General features: G+C 38.5%; 16 protein-coding genes. 9 read left to right on the forward strand and 7 right to left on the reverse strand.

The genetic code is table 11. The features are described 5' to 3' along the window. Positions 1 to 37: 37 nt before the first annotated feature. Both H6G76_RS29675 and H6G76_RS29680 read right to left on the reverse strand, forming a co-directional pair. A complete protein-coding gene (locus H6G76_RS29675; RefSeq protein WP_190709050.1) occupies positions 38 to 2191 on the reverse strand; it encodes a polysaccharide biosynthesis tyrosine autokinase in 2154 nt (717 codons plus the stop codon). 570 nt (positions 2192 to 2761) lie between these two features. Continuing rightward, positions 2762 to 3622: a WecB/TagA/CpsF family glycosyltransferase gene (locus H6G76_RS29680; protein ID WP_190709052.1), complete on the reverse strand. Its 861-nt coding sequence runs from the start codon at positions 3620 to 3622 to the stop codon at positions 2762 to 2764. A gap of 886 nt (positions 3623 to 4508) precedes the next feature. Between H6G76_RS29680 and H6G76_RS29685 the strand changes: the two genes are divergently transcribed. After that, on the forward strand, positions 4509 to 6122 hold the full coding sequence (locus H6G76_RS29685; protein ID WP_190709054.1) for a glycosyltransferase family 39 protein: 1614 nt from the start codon (positions 4509 to 4511) through the stop codon (positions 6120 to 6122). 545 nt (positions 6123 to 6667) lie between these two features. Here the strand turns inward: H6G76_RS29685 and H6G76_RS29690 are convergent. From H6G76_RS29690 to H6G76_RS29700, 3 genes are all read right to left on the reverse strand, one after another. After that, positions 6668 to 8191, reverse strand: a complete 1524-nt coding sequence (locus H6G76_RS29690) for a choice-of-anchor Q domain-containing protein (protein ID WP_190709056.1) — start codon at positions 8189 to 8191, stop codon at positions 6668 to 6670. A 710-nt stretch (positions 8192 to 8901) separates the two neighbouring features. Further along, entirely contained in the window at positions 8902 to 9282 is a 381-nt protein-coding gene (locus tag H6G76_RS29695) for a CHAT domain-containing protein (protein WP_190709075.1), read from the reverse strand. Further along, the gene (locus tag H6G76_RS29700; protein WP_190709058.1) at positions 9219 to 9404 is read right to left on the reverse strand and encodes a hypothetical protein; all 186 of its coding nucleotides are present in this window, start codon (positions 9402 to 9404) and stop codon (positions 9219 to 9221) included. The genes H6G76_RS29695 and H6G76_RS29700 overlap by 64 nt, the downstream gene beginning before the upstream one ends. Positions 9405 to 9416: 12 nt before the next feature. On the opposite strand from H6G76_RS29700, the gene H6G76_RS29705 reads away from it, so the two are divergent. From H6G76_RS29705 to H6G76_RS29715, 3 genes are read left to right on the forward strand one after another with little or no spacing between them, the layout of a single operon-like run. Next, positions 9417 to 9599, forward strand: a complete 183-nt coding sequence (locus H6G76_RS29705; protein WP_190709060.1) for a hypothetical protein — start codon at positions 9417 to 9419, stop codon at positions 9597 to 9599. Positions 9600 to 9648: 49 nt separating this feature from the next. After that, positions 9649 to 9840, forward strand: a complete 192-nt coding sequence (locus H6G76_RS29710; protein WP_190709061.1) for a hypothetical protein — start codon at positions 9649 to 9651, stop codon at positions 9838 to 9840. Beyond that, complete coding sequence (locus H6G76_RS29715; protein WP_190709062.1) at positions 9837 to 10598, forward strand: DUF6748 domain-containing protein; 762 nt, start codon at positions 9837 to 9839, stop codon at positions 10596 to 10598. The genes H6G76_RS29710 and H6G76_RS29715 overlap by 4 nt, the downstream gene beginning before the upstream one ends. A 301-nt stretch (positions 10599 to 10899) precedes the next feature. Here the strand turns inward: H6G76_RS29715 and H6G76_RS29720 are convergent, their stop codons facing one another. Beyond that, entirely contained in the window at positions 10900 to 11679 is a 780-nt protein-coding gene (locus H6G76_RS29720; protein WP_190709063.1) for a class I SAM-dependent methyltransferase, read from the reverse strand. A 264-nt stretch (positions 11680 to 11943) separates the two neighbouring features. On the opposite strand from H6G76_RS29720, the gene H6G76_RS29725 reads away from it, so the two are divergent. The 4 genes from H6G76_RS29725 (at position 11944) to H6G76_RS29740 (ending at position 17506) form a co-directional block, all read left to right on the forward strand. Beyond that, positions 11944 to 12831 carry a LysR family transcriptional regulator gene (locus tag H6G76_RS29725; protein ID WP_190709064.1) on the forward strand — a complete coding sequence of 296 codons (888 nt, stop codon included), beginning with the start codon at positions 11944 to 11946 and terminating at the stop codon, positions 12829 to 12831. Between the two features lie 39 nt (positions 12832 to 12870). Further along, complete coding sequence (locus H6G76_RS29730; RefSeq protein ID WP_190709065.1) at positions 12871 to 15567, forward strand: CHAT domain-containing protein; 2697 nt, start codon at positions 12871 to 12873, stop codon at positions 15565 to 15567. A 270-nt stretch (positions 15568 to 15837) separates the two neighbouring features. Beyond that, positions 15838 to 16680: a GGDEF domain-containing protein gene (locus H6G76_RS29735; protein ID WP_190709066.1), complete on the forward strand. Its 843-nt coding sequence runs from the start codon at positions 15838 to 15840 to the stop codon at positions 16678 to 16680. Between the two features lie 10 nt (positions 16681 to 16690). Then, on the forward strand, positions 16691 to 17506 hold the full coding sequence (locus H6G76_RS29740) for a DUF1838 domain-containing protein (RefSeq protein WP_190709067.1): 816 nt from the start codon (positions 16691 to 16693) through the stop codon (positions 17504 to 17506). A gap of 30 nt (positions 17507 to 17536) precedes the next feature. Here the strand turns inward: H6G76_RS29740 and H6G76_RS37870 are convergent, their stop codons facing one another. Then, a complete protein-coding gene (locus H6G76_RS37870; protein ID WP_190709069.1) occupies positions 17537 to 18727 on the reverse strand; it encodes a calcium-binding protein in 1191 nt (396 codons plus the stop codon). A gap of 276 nt (positions 18728 to 19003) precedes the next feature. On the opposite strand from H6G76_RS37870, the gene H6G76_RS29750 reads away from it, so the two are divergent. Then, the gene (locus tag H6G76_RS29750; RefSeq protein WP_190709071.1) at positions 19004 to 19222 is read left to right on the forward strand and encodes a hypothetical protein; all 219 of its coding nucleotides are present in this window, start codon (positions 19004 to 19006) and stop codon (positions 19220 to 19222) included. Positions 19223 to 19284: the final 62 nt, after the last annotated feature.

Raw genomic sequence — 19284 nt, forward strand, 5'->3', positions numbered from 1 at the left:
AATTTATTTAGCCAAATTTGGCTGCCATTCGGACTATTTATTTTTGTAATTCAGCTTCTAAAGGTTGACTTTGGTAATAAAAATAGCTAGGTTCTTGTTGAATTTCAACATCATTAGCAACAAGACCTAAAACGTTAGCTTCAGAGCGTGATAATAAAGTCTTGGCCGTCGTGATGCTAGTTGAATCCACCACACCAATTCTCGCCAAAACTAAAACACCATCTGCTATATTACTCAAGACTAATCCTTCAGCATTGCCTAGCAAAGGTGGTGTATCAATGATTATGTAGTCATATTCTCTAGATAAGTGAGCAATCAAAGTCCTCATAGCCTTAGAATCAATTATCGCTAAAGGATTAGGAGGAATTACTCCACTCGTCAGCACTGACAAATTTGGTGCAACTCGTTGTACTGCTTGTTGTAAGCGCACCTCATCTACTACAACATTGCTTAAACCTATAGAGTTAATTAAATTCCAGATGTGATGTTGAGAAGGACGGCGCAAATCTGCATCAACTAATAACACTCGTAGTCCTGTCTGCGCCATGAGTGCCGCTAAATTAGCAGCAACTTCTGATTTTCCTTCTCCCGCCAAAGAACTTGTGACAGCAATTGTCCGAACTTTTTTATCTAAGCTACTAAATTTGAGATTTGCCTGTAGCATCCCAAAGGCTTCATGAATGATTGAGCGAGGATATGTTTCAACAATGACATCAGGAAAAACGCCTTCTGCTCTTATATCTAATTGACTATTTCTGCTATTAGCAAAATTAGGAATTAGACCTAATAAAGTATAATTAAACAGCCCTTCTGCCTCTTTAACTGTTTTTACTCGTCTGTCAATTATGTCAACTACAAAAGCTACTGCTACACCAATTAGCAATCCACCAAATATTGCTACTACTACAATCAGTCCTTGCGTTTTGAAGGCTGATAGACTGTTTTCGACTTGGGCATATTCTAGTATGCGAGCATTACCAATAGCTTGGTTTTGTACTATTTTAATTTCACGGGATTTTAGCCATAAATTTTCATAATTTTTCTGTGCAAGCGATACTTTTTGTTCTAGTTCTGATTGGATTTTTTCTAAATTTGGTATTATTGATAGCCGTTGATTATAAGAATTTTTTAAGTTGGTGAGAAATTGGATTTTTTGGGCTAATGTTAGGCGTTGTGTTTGTACATCTTCTAATTCTACAGGCAAATCACGTTTTCTCTCTCCCAGTTGCAATTTAGTAGGCTCAATAGGAATTGAGTATCCTAAATGCTCTTTAATCCGCTCTTGCAACAGAGATTGCAAAGCTGCCTCTTGATTTTTTAAGCTACTAATAATTGGATTTGCGTCTGTGTAGCGTGTCTGCTGAATTTTTAACTGAGTTTGGATTTTTTGGAGTTCTGAAATAACTTCTTGGACACCAGCTGCTTGGCTGAGAGATGAAATATCTAGAGCCTTATTGATTGGCTGCTTTATTTGACCACTTATTTGTTGTTCTTTAGTAGTTGCTTCTGCAAGTTGAGAGCTAACATCGTTGATTTGACCATCAAGAGCAAGGACATTTTTGACTAATCCAGTTGTTTCCTCTTGAAGATCGACAACCTTGTTTTGTCGCTTAAACCGCAACAATTCATTCTGAGCTTGTTCAAGATAAATTTTAGCTGTGGGCAATTGTTTATCGATAAAATTACCAGCTGCGATCGCTTCTCCTTTATTAGCTAAAATATTATTGTCAATGTAAGATTTCATTACTTGATTGACTATCTGTTTCGCCAAGTTTGGATCTTTAGAAGTGTAGGAAACGTTTAACCCATCTGTACCAACAATTGGCTCTACCTCGATTTTTACATCTTCTGGTTGCAGTGATTCGCCTTTTTCATCCTTTAGATTCAGATTATTGATCACTTGCTGAATGATAGGCTGGGATTTAATTAATAAGGCCTGTGTCTCCAGAGGATTCGGCCCTATTGATTCTAAATGACCAATTTTTTCACCAACTCCAGTTAGTGATGAACTCCTGTTCATTTGAAATAGAAGCTTGCCAGTGGCTACATAGGTAGTTGGTTGAAGCTTTACCATCACAGTACCTAAAGCAGAAAAAGCTATTAATATTCCTGCTATAATCCGCCAGCGACGCTTAAAAACAAGTAAATATTTTTGAATATCTATTTCTTCGTTAGAGTTGTTTTTCTCCATACAGGCTTGAGATATTTAATAAAATGTTTATAGGAGTCGCTATAGATTGTACCAATACTCTTGCTCAAACCGTATAAGTACTAATAGCAATAATCAACACAAAATTTGTTTATTTTTTTACCTACTCTTAATCTCTATACTCCTAAGAAACGAGTTTTGGAATTCTTACCCCTTAAGGATTGAAGGTTTTCCAGTTTAATATGTTTCTTTCATATTTTGCGGGAGGAAAAAACACATTTATGGAAGGATCACATTATGCGATATAGGAATCATATTTGATTTTGAACAAATTAGTAAATTTTTACCTGCCTGAGAGGCTATTGCCTATTGCCTGACTACACTAGTATGTTCAGTAATCAAACCCGATTCCTATATAACTGTTGATTGGGAATAATTGCACTGGATTAGCTAAACAAAGTTGAGAAAATTTGCCTCTATAAATCCTACCTCCGATATATATACATATTTATGTATTTGTATATCTACAGTGTGTACAATTTCGGCTAAGGTAGTCAGTTCAGATAAGGTAGTATTGTCACATCTTATTTTTCAAGGTATCCAACCTCTCTACTACGAGGACAGAGGCTTGGACTTCTCTCCCTTTCCTACGAGGACAGGAGGCTGGGGGGTTAGGTTCTCTATTAGCTTGTCCATATGGCGTGAAAAGTCAGTCTGAGCCTCAGGCCAAGGATTACTATAAAGGTTCAGTCTTTGTTGGAATATCAACAATAAGAAGGGTATGGCATCAAAAAGATATCTTTTCCAAAGCCGATTAGGCTCACTCATGAGTCTATACAGCCACTCCAGTCCAACTTCACTCATCCATCTGGGCGATCGCTTGATGTAACCTGCTTCAAAATCAATAGTTGCACCAATAGCCAAGAAAGTATTGATTTTTTTCAATTTCTTTTTATACTTAGCAATCCACATTTCTTGTTTAGGAGCGCCTACACCAATTGCTAAAACTGTAGCCTCGGAAGCGTTAATGAGATCGACAATCTCCTGACATTCTTGCTCGTTCTTTTCAAATCCAAAGGATGGTGAATGGGCTGCCACAACTATATTCCGACCACTTCTGGCATTGATATTTCTTTGAGCTGTCTTGACTACTTCCGATTGTGAACCGAGCAAAAATATTTTGACTCTCTCATCATGCCGATAATAGTTACAAAAAGCCGGGAACAAATCTGAACCTGCTATTCTTTCTTTGATAGGAGTATTCAGCAAATGAGAAGCGTATAACAAAATTTTGCTATCGCAAACTTTGTAGTCAGCTTTTTGATATATAGAGTAGAAAGATTGTTTTTTTTGCAATTGAATAATGTGGTTTACGTTAGGAGTGAAAACAACACCACCATGCTGCAACTTATCCAACAACTCCATCATGGTGATATTATCAATACTTACATTCAGCACCTTAACTTGTTTCATTTTTCTCCAAATCCGCACTCATTTAGCTTATAAAATTAGGTTTTAAAGTTAAATCCTCGTACTTATGAAAATGTAGTCTTAGCTTTTTTAAACTACCTCTATATCCACATATTTTTGGATTATTAGTAATATCTAAGACAAGCATCAAGTACTTTTTACTGTCATAAGTACTTATCCTCCCTAAGCAAGAATGAGAGTATATGCTTGATCAAAACTTTATAAATTTTTCATACTTGCTGTTTAAATTGTGAAGAAATTACAAACTCTATCTGTTTTGGCACCAGAAGTTTTTTAGGAGAGTATACGATTCAGTCGTGCCTAAGTTCCTATGATTTACCCTCTTACCAAAAGCTAAAGTTATCAAAATCAAAGAAAATCCGCCTTATTTCCTGAATAAGTAGAAATAAGTGAAAATCCCAATCTATATACGCACATTTCTACCGCAGATATCTACCAAAAGCATAGGAATATGGGTAGACGTTTAAAAGTATTGGTGACACTTGAGCAAGATACAACTCTTTTAATGTAAGAATGAAAGATGTCACCCAGAAAGAGTTTGATCAATGATGCAGAGATGCTGAAACATAGTTTTGAAGAGATTTTAGTAAAACTCAGCGCGTGAAGATAAACTGAAGAAAAATATTAACTATCTGGAAATTTTGGGTGAGTTTGAAACTTAGCTGGTGAGTAACAGAAGCTATAGCAGGTGAGCCAAGTGCAGTGCAAGCGTGATAGGCTGGGTTTGCCTGTGTAGCCGCGACTTACAGTAGCCTGATGCAAGATATGATATGAGTTATGCTTATTTGATGAAAACTAGATATCAAAATTTAGGAGATGATCGTTAGTTTCAAAAAAATATTACTTCACTTTTTAAGTTAGTTGTATCATGCAATCGAAAACATTTTTACGATTGGCTATTAATAGCAACAATATCAAGCAGCAATATTTTATACTCAGCATTTTGATGTTGATTGGTGTGCTATTACGTCTACCAAGCCTCAGGTTAGGTGTTTGGCGAGATGAAAGCTCAACTTATTTCAATGCACTTCCAACAGATTTGCACGAAGTAATTAATACCGTTATCTATAGCGAACTAAATCCACCTGGTTTTTATCTAATTATGCACCAATGGATGCAGTGGTTTGGTGCAGAGGATGTAATTTTTAAGCTGCCGGCATTCATTTTTGGTATATTGCTAATTCCTGCTACTTATGCACTAGGTTCGCTAATAGGTGTACGTACCATTGGAGTAATTGCTGCTGCTGTAACTACTTTTGCACCAGAGGCTATCTATTACTCTCAAGAGGCTCGTCCTTACACTTTAGCAGCGTTACTATGCTGTTTCGCAGTATTTTTATACTGCAAAGCGATCAATAATAAAAAACCAAAGTGGTATTTATTAGGTTTTATAATTTGTGCAACTACCCTACTTTACGTACAGTATACAGGTTTGATTTTGCTTGCTAGCCTTGCCATCATTACTCTTTACTTAAAATGGCGTGGTGCAGCAAATATTCGTCTAATTGAATTTGTTATAGCTTATGTAATCATCTTTTTGCTATTTACGCCGTGGTTACAAGTTTTCTGGACACATCTGCATACTGGTCTTCCTTGGCAGACTAAAGAACCTTGGTTAATGCGACCTAAATTATTGTATGGAAATTTTAAATATACTTTACCTCTAATCATAGGACAAAAAGTTGCAGCAGCAATTACTTTTTTAGCTTTAATTGTTCAAACGAGTCAGTTTTTTTCTGGTAGTCAGCAGTTTGTTCACCAATGGAACTTCCGACTAAAAACATATACATTAATCTTGAACTTGAGCGTTCTATTAACAACTATTATGATGGCTGCACTTTCCTACGCTGGACGCTATATGTTTCCTTTTACGCCCCTTGCTTGGGTAGTCTATAGTAGTAGTGTGATTAATCTTTTCCAGCGCATAGATGATTACTGGATTGGCCAATTTAATCGTATTGGTAAGCAGATAGTAGTTATTTTATTGGTTATTTCAATTGTTTTCCCCAATGTAAAATACGCAGTATCTTTAGGAAATACCGAGAAATCGGGAATAAAGTCACTAGCTGCTGATGTGCATAAAAAATATCACAAAAAGACTATCTACCTTATTAATCCTGATTATTTGAGTCCTACATTCGGTTATTATTTTGCAGATAAATCAGTTAATTTTTATGGTGTTGGTCGCTGGAATAAGCCAGAAATATTTAGTCCTCAAGATCATGTAAAAGTATGGGATAATCCAACATTGATATCAGATATAGAACAGCGTATTCAAAACAAGATTGACAATGGTTATCAAAAATTAGTTCTTGTTCAAGAAGCAGGAGTTAGAAGTGATTCGGGAAAGATGAAATATAGCTTGGCTAATGAAGTTTTGCCAAGATTACAGCAAAATTATTCATTACTAGAAAAAACTGATTATCCTGGTACGAATGAACCTATAACAGTTTATGAATTTGCACTAATAAAAAACAAATAATAATATTTGTGGTAGTAAATTTAGAGGCTGTTTGCAAACAAAATTACATACAGCGTTTTTCGGTTGAGTGTAGTACAAGTAGATAAGCTAATCAGCATTTAAGCTGCACTATTGAAATTGTGGTAAATAAATGACTTAAACCCTCTCCTCTGCTCCCCTGCGGTCTAAACTGTAAATTAGGTGCTTAACCGCTTAGGGGCCACAGGCTAGAGGAATTTACCTCATTGAGATAAAACCTCCTGTAAATAGTAGCGTAATCATTAAAAAAACAAATTCCTTTTTTCGCTAATGCTGGGTGAGGGTAGGAGAAAGGGTAAAGGACAAAGGACAAGGATGAACTCTTGTTAAATCCCTTTCCTTTTTACCTTTACCCCTGAAACTTTCCCCTGCTAATTTGGGTGGGCAAACTACTAGTAAGTGTTTGCTTCGCCAACAAGATAACGGGTAAAGTTATACCATTTTGGATTTTAGATTTTGGATTGGTCATTATTGTCTAAGTCTACGTTCTACCAATCCATATGTCTCAATCATTTTTCAAATTGGTATTACTTCAATTCATAAGCACCTATATCAATGCTATTGCCTCGAATTCTTGATTTATAATCCATGTCAAATTTGATGTAGGAAGTGTTATCTAATGAACCAGCATCAATTGCTGGCGACGTAGAGAGAAGACGAAATTTGTTACCATTTATATCCACAAATCCTGCCGATGGCACTTTATTATTGTTCCAAGCAGACATGGATTGCACTTCACCTCCTTGTTCATACATATTTGGAAAACTATTGGTAAATAAGTTGTTGTGTAGGGCTATATTGCTTGCAGCGGCTATATAAGCATTACGGTAAGTGCTATTGCATAGCATATTGTTGTTCACTTTGATATTTTGAGGTTTATACCCACCGGTAAAAGCATAGCCATCGATAACTATGGCTTGCACGTTCTTAGCCACTGTATTATTTACTATCTCAACGTTCCTAACATTTCTGGAAACGATAATGCCTGCACCACCATTAACGCCTAACATTCCATTTCCATAGATCACATTGTTGTAGACTCGAATATCATATACATCTCCAATATTCGGATCTTCGTCTGCAATTACAATTCCATCGGCTGTATTTGCGTAGACAGTGTTGCTATAGATATTAATGTTGAAACTAGTCGCCCGATTGCCGTCAACATATATGGCAGGCCCACCTCTGTAGCCTTTATATGTACCAGAAGCTAGGGCTTGACGAGTAACTATGTTGTGGTGAATAGAACCATTACGAGACCCAACTTTTGCATCTATACCTTCGCGGTTGCCTTCTTTAAGGGTATTATTAGCCACTTCAAAACCATTAACACCCCAAATACTCAATGCTTCTTGCGTGCCTTCTGTAGAACTGTTATCCTTCCATCTCCAGTTGGCTCTTTCAACAGTATTTTTCAAAACCTTAACATTACGACTGGTAATTTCTGATTCTCCGCCATTGAAGTAGGTGGCAGGCAAGATGATTATGCCTGAGGCACCAGTCTGATAAGTATGGTTATTTTGCACAATCATATTGTTGGCATCACGCAGAGCAATTCCAGCCCATGAAGTATTTTCAATACGGAAGCCATCAATAATCCAAAAACCTTTGCCAGCTGACTGAATGACACCCTCTCCGAAGCTACCATAAAAGGAATCAGGATCGCGCAATATCACATTTCCATTGGCTTTAAGTTGGATATGCCCTGACGAATTACCAGACTTACCAAGGGTGATAATTTCTGTGTACGTGCCTGCTTGAACTAGAATTGTATCACCTGCTTTCACAGGAGAATTTGCACTTACTGCGTAATTAATAGTTCTCCAAGGCTGACTATATGTACCAGGATTACTATCCCTACCTTGCAGCGAAACATAGTATGTAGCTTTCTGGGTTGATTGGGCTGATGCTTTCAACGTATTAAGATTAATACCATTACAAATCTTAACATTAAAGATATCTAAGCTGAGAACGGATAAACAGGTGCATACAGCAAGGACTGCATACGCATAGAAAGCGAGATGTAGTGGTTGTTTTTTGTTGGTTGTCATGTCTAGGGATCACACAAGAGAACTGAAACTTGATTACTCAAAAACTAGCCGTTACTGATTTAGGGGATGAATTTTGTTTATTGTAAAAATAAATGGTACGAGAAATACCATTTATTCTTGGCAAAAAATATAAAATCCACTCCATATCTATTAGGCGAATTTTTATATTTTATATCCACAGAGCGGTTAATATTTTTTAGCATTTATCTTAAAATAGATGTAATAGTTATTACTAATTAATTTCTAATCACAGAAAATCCATTTTAAGTATTCGGCTCAAAAAACCGCATTTTTGATATTTTGTAGGGTTTTTATTAATGCTCAACCCTTGTATTTTTTTGCTATTTCTTTATAAACTGGAATAAAATAAAAAGCTTACGTGCTTGTACTGATTTATACTATTTTCCTGTCAAGAATGTTGTAGTGTAAGACTTTGTTGCTGCTGGTAATGGCTGCTAGAACTTAAATAAAGAGAAGAATAAAGATGAGTAGAATAGTGTAATAGCATAGCTTGTATGTCACAATAACTTCCAATAAAACAGACTTACCCAACAGCCACACTTACGTGCTATGAAAAATGCTGTAGCGGTTTCTGCGTATTGAATTTCTAGCGAAATATGAATGACTAGCAAGGCTTTTGAAAAACTTTTCGGTCTACTGACCGTAAGATTATAATTTCTAGATCGAAGCTGACACAAGCGATCGCTTCTCTACTTGTGGCAGTAAATTTTTAATGAGAACCAATTCCCCACTAAAATAAAAGCTGCCCAATGAGCAGGGCGGCGATAATCTATGCTGGGTGGATAGTCCATCAGAAAAGCTAATTGTGTATTTCTTACGGCTTCGGCTTTGATAAGTGAGAGATTTTTAAATTGTTCATCCAGCAGTTGCATAAATTCTGCGGTAGAAGTATTGTTGATTTGAATTAATTTTCCTAAGGTACTCCGCGCCCCTGCACGAATCGCAATTCCTGCTAAACCAAGGAAAGCGCAGTTATCACCAACTGCGCTTTCACAGGCACTAAAAATTAACAGTTCAATGAGGGTATTTTCTCGTCCGTCACTATTACGTAATGATGAAAACTGCTGTATGTTTGCTCAGGAGCCGAACTGAATTTACTGTGGGTAGCAATATGAACAATATCAAAGTCTTGTGTTTCTAAGTTTTGACGAATTTCTTCCAGCAAAAACTTCACACCAGAAGATTTAAGCATTATGCCTACAGAGTGGGTAACACCCTGCATCAAGCCGCTAAGACGGTAGACGCAGACTTAGTTGGCGAAATGATTAAAAAAATTCCGCCAACTCATCAGCCAATAGCGGAAAAACTACGCGCACTCATTGAACAATATGATTTTGATGAAATACAAAGAATTTCGGAATTAATTCGGAGTTCGGGCGTTGCATAATTACGGGAGAGTTTATCTCACGCAGAGTCGCAGAGGCGCAGAGAGGATAATGAGTCGTCACTCAGCTAATCAATGGTTAAAAAGTCACTTACCAGATTTAGTTGTATTAAGAATAGATTCAACTAATCAATGGCAAACAAGTTTAGCCCTAATTGCTAATTTAGCAGCAAGTACTGCCTCCGTCGCTTGTATAATTAATACAGATATATTCATAATAGCTGTAAATTTAAAGATACCATGAGTAAAAGATCACTTGACTGCAAATACCCATTCATTTTCCTATTAAGTGCTGTAATTGCTACTAACGGATTTTTCTCCAAAGTATCTGCTCAAAGCATTTCTGCTCCAGACACTACTGATTCTGTTGCAGCTACTGTCAAAAATCAAGATTTTCCCCAGTGGGGATATTACACGGTGCGAAGGGATTTTCGCAAATGTGCTTCTCCCTTATGTGGGGGATTTTTTATCAAGCAAATCAACCAGAAAGCTACTCCTTGCATCGATGGTGTTTTTCGCTCTGAATGCTATGTGTCTGCAATTGATTGGAGTTCTCTGAAAGTAGGACCTTCCCAACTAGCAAAAATCCAAAATGATGATGGTAGCCGTCTGATTCTTAGAGGTAGCATAGTTCCAGTGGAATTTCCGGCTTTCGGAGAGTTCGGGAATTTGAGAGTTAAAGAAGCCTTTTTAGCCGCTACATCTACCCCACCAAAAGGTACTTTTGTGGCACTTAAAAATAATGGCATTGTCTGTATCACCACTCCTTGCTTCTCCACAGATAAGCTGGTTTTGAATCAGCCTAATATTTCTCAAGTTGCGTCAATTGATTTGAGTCAAACGGGCGCAACATCAAAACAAATTGAAGCAGCAACAAGAGAAATTTTTGGTAAAGGTTTGATTACTGTAGGTAGAACTGAGGTAGTTGGCAACTTAGATCCAACAAAGAGAGATACTAAGTTTGTGGCTACACAATTTTATCTGCGGGTAGAACCGAACTAAAGGAATGTGAAATAGTCATTAGCAGGGTGTGGGGTGTAGGGTGTAGGGAAGACGGTGTTGGAAGGGGCTGTATCTCCTGCCAACACAATTGCCCTCAAGGGCAGGGCTTCCACTATGCGTTGGGGCTGTATTTCCCTTACACCCCACACCCCACCCCAACGGGGCTTGGTCAGATAATATGAAGCCTCTGACTTTCTCTGAGGCTACTGATATCGACTATTTCATTACCAATGTTGATAGAGAAGAAGAAATGTTGAATAGCTACTTCCTGTTGGGAAAGTTTATTTTTTTAGCCTTCTTCCTAAACTTTGATAGCTGCAATCCGAATTCGTCGGTAATCTGCTGTCCAAGAACCATTTTGGTAAAGTGTGGGCTGAAGGTAGTCTTCGACTGTGCGAATCACTTGTAATTGTTCTTCCGCAGACAGCTTTGTTAAGAAAGCACTACCAAACATTTGAATCCAGTTTTGCATACCTGCTGTACCGTCTACTAAGGGAGTAGGACGGGCAAACAAGATAGCATGAGTAACTTCAAAGCCTTGTTTTTCTAGTAAGGTACTATATTCACTAATGCTAGGAAAATACCAAGGATTTAAAGCTTGGGGGTTAGATAAACCAATTTTATCGAAAGCCTTGTATAAAGCTTGAACTATAGATTGGACGTTGCCTTGACCACCGAACTCAGCAATAAAACGCCCTCTTGGTTTGAGTGCTTGATATATAGATGCGATCGCGGCATCTGCTTCTTTAACCCAATGCAAGGTAGCATTAGAAAAAACTGCATCTAATGGCTTGTCTATCTGAAAATTACGGGCATCAGCAACTTCAAAACGTAAATGCGGGTAATTTTGTCTAGCTGTCTCAATCATTGTGGCAGCACTATCAATTCCCCTCACTTCAGCACCAGACTCGGCAATTTTGGCTGTCAGTTGTCCAGTTCCACAACCCAAATCTAAAATTAATTCGCCCGGTTTGGGATGCAGCCATTGCAGCAAATCTTCGCCATATTGCCACACGAAAGCGTGTTTATCTTGATACAAGGATGCATCCCAGTTATGCTTTGGGGTCAAAATACTATTCATAATCTAGTGAAATTCCTGACGGTTGTTTGACCAAGCCCCGTTGGGGCGGGGTGTAGGGTGTGGGGTGTAGGGTGTGGGGGAAGAGAGAAAATTTTATTTTGTACACCCTGCCCCGCAACCAATTGGAAGCCCCTACTGATTTTCCCTACACCCCACACCCTTCTTGTTGACTGCTTAATATTTACAGTAAAAAAGATTTTTAATTATGTCCAATATATTTTTATGCTGTAACTAATATTTAAAAGATATTAGTCGCTATTAACAATGGAACTACGTCACTTACGCTACTTTGTGACTTTGGCAGAAGAACTACATTTTGGACGAGCCGCGGAAAGATTACATATTGCCCAACCGCCCCTTAGCCAACAAATTCGCCAATTAGAGACAGAGTTAGGTTTTGAATTGTTTCACCGCACAAAACGCAATGTGCAGTTAACAGAAGCAGGACAAGTTTTTCTGATCCAAGTGCAGGAAATTTTTCAGCAATTGCAACAAGCAATTCAACTTGGGCAACAAACCAGTCGGGGCGCAGTTGGAAAGTTAGTAATTGGTTTTGTTAGTTCGGCGGCGTATAATATTTTGCCAGCAGTCCTCAAAGATTACCGCAACAATGTTCCTGGTGTAAGTTTAGAGTTATACGAATTGACCACAGACCAGCAGCTAGAATGGTTACGAGAAGGCAGGATAGATATAGGTTTTATTCGTCCTCCTGTTGAGGATACTATATTTAGCTGGGAAACAGTTTTTCAAGAGTCGCTGATGGTGGCGTTACCAGAAATACATCAACTGGCAAATCAATCTTATGTAAGTTTGGCATCTCTGGTAAATGAAGTGTTCATTTTATTTCCGAGAAAATTAGCCCCTGGACTTTATGATTTGATTATTAGTCTTTGCCAGCAAGCAGGGTTTAGCCCGAATGTTGCCCAAGAAGCAATTCAAATGCAAACAATTGTTAGCCTTGTTGCCGCCGAGATGGGTGTGGCAATTGTGCCAGCATCTTTGCAAAATCTGCAACGGACTGGTGTAGTTTACAAAAATATTGAGGAATCTACTCCGAAAGTCGCTATTGCTATGATTTGGCGCAGCAATGAAACATCTCCTACTGTGCAGAAATTTTTAGAAATAGTGAGACACACTACCCAGCAGTGGTAAATTAGCATACAACTAGTATCTGCTTCCTACTTCCTGCTCATGAGAATTTCTCAAAAGCGTCGTCGCTTCTTCGTCCTCATCCTTTCAGCTTTGTTAGGACTGCTATCTAGTTTTACTATCCCAGCTTGGCCAAATTCCCCTCATCTACAAGCTATTAGTGCCTTAGAACTAGCAAGAGAAGGTCAACAACGCTACAATTCTGGAGAAGTAGAAGCAGCTGCAAAGTTATGGCAGCAGGCGGCTGAGGCTTATGAAAAAATAGGCGATCGCGACGGTATGAGTAAAAGCCTGATCAACAAATCCCAGGCTTTGCAAGATTTAGGGTTATACCCCAAAGCTTGCCAGACTTTACTCCAAGCTTTTGCCTTCAAAAATCCTGACTGTAGTGCAGCTAGAATCGAAGAACTCCGCAAAACTCTGACGCAAAAGCAAAGTTCCCTGAGTCTAACTCAAGCGATTGGCTTGCGTAGCCTGGGTGATGTGTTACGCAGACAAGGATTATTACAAAAGTCTCAAGAAATTTTGCAGTTAAGTCTGTCATCACTCCCCGAATCGTCGGAAAAAAGTGCTGTGTTGCTAAGTTTAGGCAACACCGAACGCATCTTGGGCAATCAAATCCGCGATCGCTGGGACTATGACGTAGTAACGGAAATTATAGACGGTAAATCTATCAAAGATGCACTAGCACCATATCAAAAAGCTGTTAACTACTATACCCAAGCAACCACGGTCACATCAGCACCAGAAATTACCAAAATTCAAGCACAACTTAATCACCTCCAGCTACTACTAGAAACTCAAAGATGGTGGCGCGATCAAACTAATCGCCGCATTGCTTCTTGGAAGAGATTTGGTGAAGCTAAATTAATTCAACGCGCTCAAGATTTTGTTTCTGGGTTAGCGTTGCAGTTAAATCAAGATGCCCAAGCATTGCAAAATGAGATTGCACCTAAATTAATCGCTTTAACTCCCAGCCGTGCTGCAATCTACGCCCACATTAACTTTGCGGAATCTTTGTTGCAAAGCGGAAAAGCAGATAAGGTGGAACCTGTATTAGAGAATGCACTGCAACAGGCGCGTACACTCAAAGATAGACGCGCCGAAACTTATGCTTTAGGTTATCTGGGCAAACTTTATTACCAGCAAGGACAATTAAGCCAAGCAACCAAACTGACACGGCAAGCATTAATATTAGCCCAGGAACAAAATATCAACGGTGATGCGAGGGAAATTACTTATCTTTGGCAATCTCAGTTAGGTAGTTTATTCCGAAAACAGGAAGATGATAAAGGTGCGATCGCAGCTTATACTGCTGCGTTCAATACTCTCCAATCCCTGCGTAGCGATTTAAACTCTAACAATCAAGATGTGCAGTTTGACTTTCTGCAAGAAGTTAAACCTGTATATATAGAATTAGTAGATTTGCTGTTGAAATCAAATCTCAGCGATGATGAATTAAATTCTCTGCTCGTCTTTAATCCTAGTCTGAAGCAGAAAAAACCTGAGAACAAAAAACCGCAAACTCGTTTAGAATTAGCCCGTCGAGTCATCGAATCTCTACAATTAGCAGAACTAGATAACTTCTTTCAAGATCCCTGTTCTGAAGCCACAGAAATTCCAGTCCAAATTGATAATATCGACTCCCATGCAGCTGTAATTTATCCTATTGTTTTACCAGACCGCTTAGAAGTCATCCTTTCCGTTTCAGGAAAACCTTTACAGGAAGTCGCAATTCCCATTAGTGAACAAGAAGTTAATGAAACTCTAGATAAACTTTATGATTATTTAGACAACGTTACTATCAACAACTCTGCCCGAAATATCCTATCTACTTTTAATCCTGACCCTCAAGAATTAAAAGAAAATCTGCAAATTTTGTTACCAACTTTTCAACAAGTTTATAACTGGCTAATTAAACCTTTTGAGACACAGTTAGACAACAACCAAATTCAAAATTTAGTATTTGTATTAAATGGCAGATTGCAGAGAGTGCCAATACCAGCCCTCTATGATGGAGAAAAATATCTTATTGAAAAATATAGTGTGGCTTTAGTGCCTAGCTTGCAACTGGTTAATTCTCAACAATTAGCAAGAAAACAACTAAAGGTTTTAGCTGCTGGAGTCAGCGAGCAAATTAAAATTCAAGGAGAATATTTTGTCGCACTAGTTAACGTGCCGAAGGAATTAGACCAAATTAAACAAACTTTTCCGGCTTCCCAAAAGTTACTTAATCAACAATTTACTGCTAAGACTATCCAAAAACAGTTGAAATTTAATTTTCCTGTAATTCATTTAGCAACTCATGGGCTGTTTAGTTCTAATCCCGATAAGAATTTTATTATTACAGGGGATGGTAAAAGTATCAGTATTAACGAGTTAAGTGCTTTGCTGAAAGAATCAGGCACAACTATAAAACTATTGGTGCTGAGTGCCTGTGAAACCGCAACAGGTGATGAACGGGCTGTTTTAGGCTTGGCAGGAATGGCTGTGCGTTCAGGCGCACGCAGCACTCTTGCTACTCTTTGGCCTGTCGGAGATGCTACCACGGCTCAATTCATGGGTGAATTTTACCAAAATCTGAAACAACCGGGAGCCAAACAAGCAGATGCTTTGAGAAAGGCTCAACTTTCATTGTTAGAATCTCTCAAAACGAATCCACCTTTTCCAGACTTACAAAATTTACCACCACATCCTTATTACTGGTCGCCTTATGTTTTGGTGGGCAATTGGCAATGATGAAAAAGAGGCGAGAGATTAGAGATTAGAAAATATTAATTTTGACTCAGCATTCTCAGCACTTTTTCAAGACATATATATATGGGAAAATCGTACAATCAAATATGAAAAACTTTCTTCTCTAGCCGCTAACCTCCAGTCCCTAGCCTCTATTTTTCATCATTGACAAACTTAACAATATATGGGTTAGTGAAAAAAAATGCAAAATAAGGTACGCTTTTAACCCACGAGGAACTGCTAACAAATCGTGCAGTTAAGCTGAGGGCAAATATGAAGTTAATTCAAATATTAGAGAATATACCTAAATCATTCTCAATATTTCTCAGCATTTTATTAATAGGTCTTATCGGAACTTTAGACTATTACATACCACCAGAAATTTTTATCGCTATATTCTATTTAATTCCGATTGGTATTGCCACATGGTTTGCTGGTAAGTTTACTGGAATAGCAATATCAGTGATTAGCGTAATTACTAATTTAATAGTAAATCAAAAATATTATATTTATTATTCAGATCCGTCTATTCCTTATTGGAATACAATTTTAGTATTAATTTTCTTTCTATTTACTAATTATTTATTAACACAGCAAAAAATTATATTAAAAAATTTAGAGAAGCTGGCTCGAACTGATGCTTTAACAGGATTAACCAATAGATTATTTTTTTTAGATTTAGCAAATATTGAAATTAATAAATCTCTCCGGCATCATGAGCCTTTGACTATTGCTTACTTCGATATTGATAATTTTAAAGCAGTTAACGATCAGTTTGGACATTCTGTTGGCGATCGCCTGCTTTGTTTGGTGGCAAATACCGCAAAAAACAATCTCCGCAACATTGATATAATTGCCAGATTTGGCGGGGACGAATTTGCTATTTTACTACCACGTACTAGCTATGACGTAGCAGGAATAGTATTGCAGAGATTAAAAAGTACGCTCTTAGCTACTATGGAGCAACAAAATTGGCCTATCACTTTTAGTATTGGAGCAATTACTTTTAATACTCCGCCGCCATCAGTAAGTCAAATGATCGAGAAAGCCGATAACTTAATGTATAGTGCTAAGAAAAAAGGTAAAAACTTATTACATCACAAACTAGAAATTTAGGAGAACCCAAATGGTAGCACAAATTCAAGAATTAGATGCCCAATGTTGGGTAAAAACTCGTTCTTCTCTCGAACAGGACGAATCTACATTCTTAACTTGGAAGGGTAAAATTTACAGTTTTATTCCTGGAGAGAAAAGAAAACTCTTATTTAAAATGGTTGGTGTCAGCGTCAGTCGTTGTATACCTGTAGAAGCAGGTAGCTGGGATTTTACTTCTAGAGAACTGACGTACTATTTACATCCTGAAACAGAAGAGATTTTGCAGAAATGGGAAAACCCTTGGACAGGTGAAACTGTACCTGTACTTCACGTAGCTAATAATCCGGTGCAGGGTCACTTTCAAGGCAAATTTCCGGCGCAAGTTGAGGGAGATATTACCACTTTTGTATTTGATATTTTTCCCACATATCCAAATCCTTTGGCAGAAGACCCAAAATTGCGGGAATATAGCCCCTATGAAACTTATCAAGCTGCGGAATTGTTTAAATTAACTGTCCCCACCGCAGATTTATTTAACGCAGAATTGACTTCAGTTTCGCAACTGAGACTGAGTTGGGATCGCATTGGTCAATGGTTGCCTTGGATGAAAATGAGCGATCGCCCTGGTAATCTGATCTATAGTGCTGTTGGTAGTAAGGTCGCTGGTTTAACCCAATTACCGCAACTACTACAAGATGAAATTAATCACCGCGTGCCTTTATATAAGCAAGCACCTAAAGCATTTATAGAAGGGGAGGATATGACCTCTTGGCTATACTTCCAAAAGCATTTTGATGCTTACTTAGCAGGTGAAATCTTTCCGCTACCAGCAGCAGAGGAAGCATAACATCACGTTGCCTCCTGCCTCCTGCTAAAATTAGATTACTTGTATGTCATTTGCACTTATGGTAGGTGCGCCCTCTAGAATAGCTACTTTCGCCATACTAAAATAACCCTTCAGATAAAACAATTCACCAGTTGAGCCGTCGTAAGCAAAAATGGTTTGACTGGTAATGCTACCATTGCCCAAAACCACAAAATTTTCTGCATCTAAACGTCCAGTAGCGAGTGTGTTAGCGTTTTCATCGTAATTAAATCCGTTATAAGTACGTATTGATTCTGGCCCTTCAGGAAAGCTGTAACCAGCAATAGCATTATCAACAGCTAAAGTATCTACCCCTGGGGTGAAATCTGTGATACTGCTGGGGGTAATCCTTTGGAAAGACACACCAGTGCGACCACCTATCAACTTCCAACTAGCCCTCAAAGTAAATTGATCAGCACCATCGCCCCCTGTGAGAATATCATTCTCAAAAGTTGTCAGCGTATCGTCGCCGCCTCGACCGTCCAGTCTATTATTTCCACCAGTCAAACCGTCCAAAACATTAGCTTTTTCATCGCCAAGCAGAATATCACTGCTGGGAGAACCGATAACGTTAGTAAAGTTTTTCACAGTGAGAGTAGTTTCACCATAGGTGAGTGTTTGTGCAGCTAGATCAACTTTGATAGCTGGGGCTGAGGTCGCAGGGATAAAAGCACCGCGACTAACCCCGGCGTTTTGGAAGGCAAAGTTAATTGTATTGGTTTTTCCCCCAGCACCAACAATAGTTTCCACTGCATCTAAAGTGTCTCTATTGCTAGTAGTAGGCGACGAGATAGGTGGTAGAAGATTATCTTTGCCGACACGCAAGGCAGGAGTTGCCACAGAAGTAAATGGTGAGGTGGAAGTAGTGGTGTAGTCGTATTCAAACCGCAGGGTAATGCCTTGAGTCAAAAAGGCATAGTCTGCAATATCGATGCCATCGCCCCCTATGAAGTTGTCAGACCCTTCACTACCCAATAAGATATCCTTGCCTGCGCCACCGTTGAGGGTATCATTACCACTGCCACCATCGAGGTAATCATTACCATTGCCACCTAGCAAATTATCGTCACCGTTGCCACCAAACAGCCAGTCATTGCCGTCCAAGCCGTTGAGAATGTCATTACCGTCTAAACCAAAAATGTAGTCTGAACGCTTGGTGCCGTCGAGGGTATTGTCTTGATTTGTGCCAATTTTGATTGCCATAGTGATCTTCTCCTAAATCAGCAAATTGACCGAATTTAGAAAGCCTCTTTTTAAATGTTCTGCTGCCGAGGCTGGCCGTTACCCCATTTCACCAAATAAATGGTACAAATAAATTCTCCTCTGCTCCCCTACGGTCTATTTGGATCAAACTTAAAGTGAAACGGTATTACCCTTATGTTCCTCAATCAGGATACAACTTCTTAAGTGCTGATAGGTATAGCAATCTTATTTGGTATCACCCAGAAATCTTACATAAATCTTATGGGTTAAAAATTTGTGATTATCCGAGAGGCAATTTTAGCTGATGCATCTGCGATCGCACAAATACAAGTAGATGCTTGGCGAACAACATATTGTGATTTAATGCCAGCCGATTTTCTGGCAAACTTATCCTATCAGCAACGAGCAAATATGTGGACAGAGATTTTTCGTACCGCAGCTGCTGATAATTTCACTTATAGAACCCATTTGACATCTTATGAGGTTTTGAATTAAGGTACTCCTCAGCATCTAAAATCCAATGCTAATGGCGTATTCCAGCGACTTCACTGATGCAG

The organism is Nostoc sp. FACHB-152, from assembly GCF_014697475.1.
In the GTDB taxonomy this organism is placed as follows: domain Bacteria; phylum Cyanobacteriota; class Cyanobacteriia; order Cyanobacteriales; family Nostocaceae; genus Nostoc_B.

Coding starts and splice junctions, on each gene's coding strand:
- H6G76_RS29675 (WP_190709050.1), bottom strand. CDS start 2,191: ATGGAGAAAAACAACTCTAACGAAGAAATAGATATTCAAAAATATTTA.
- H6G76_RS29680 (WP_190709052.1), bottom strand. CDS start 3,622: ATGAAACAAGTTAAGGTGCTGAATGTAAGTATTGATAATATCACCATG.
- H6G76_RS29685 (WP_190709054.1), top strand. CDS start 4,509: ATGCAATCGAAAACATTTTTACGATTGGCTATTAATAGCAACAATATC.
- H6G76_RS29690 (WP_190709056.1), bottom strand. CDS start 8,191: ATGACAACCAACAAAAAACAACCACTACATCTCGCTTTCTATGCGTAT.
- H6G76_RS29700 (WP_190709058.1), bottom strand. CDS start 9,404: ATGCTTAAATCTTCTGGTGTGAAGTTTTTGCTGGAAGAAATTCGTCAA.
- H6G76_RS29710 (WP_190709061.1), top strand. CDS start 9,649: ATGAGTCGTCACTCAGCTAATCAATGGTTAAAAAGTCACTTACCAGAT.
- H6G76_RS29715 (WP_190709062.1), top strand. CDS start 9,837: ATGAGTAAAAGATCACTTGACTGCAAATACCCATTCATTTTCCTATTA.
- H6G76_RS29720 (WP_190709063.1), bottom strand. CDS start 11,679: ATGAATAGTATTTTGACCCCAAAGCATAACTGGGATGCATCCTTGTAT.
- H6G76_RS29725 (WP_190709064.1), top strand. CDS start 11,944: ATGGAACTACGTCACTTACGCTACTTTGTGACTTTGGCAGAAGAACTA.
- H6G76_RS29730 (WP_190709065.1), top strand. CDS start 12,871: ATGAGAATTTCTCAAAAGCGTCGTCGCTTCTTCGTCCTCATCCTTTCA.
- H6G76_RS29735 (WP_190709066.1), top strand. CDS start 15,838: ATGAAGTTAATTCAAATATTAGAGAATATACCTAAATCATTCTCAATA.
- H6G76_RS29740 (WP_190709067.1), top strand. CDS start 16,691: ATGGTAGCACAAATTCAAGAATTAGATGCCCAATGTTGGGTAAAAACT.
- H6G76_RS37870 (WP_190709069.1), bottom strand. CDS start 18,727: ATGGCAATCAAAATTGGCACAAATCAAGACAATACCCTCGACGGCACC.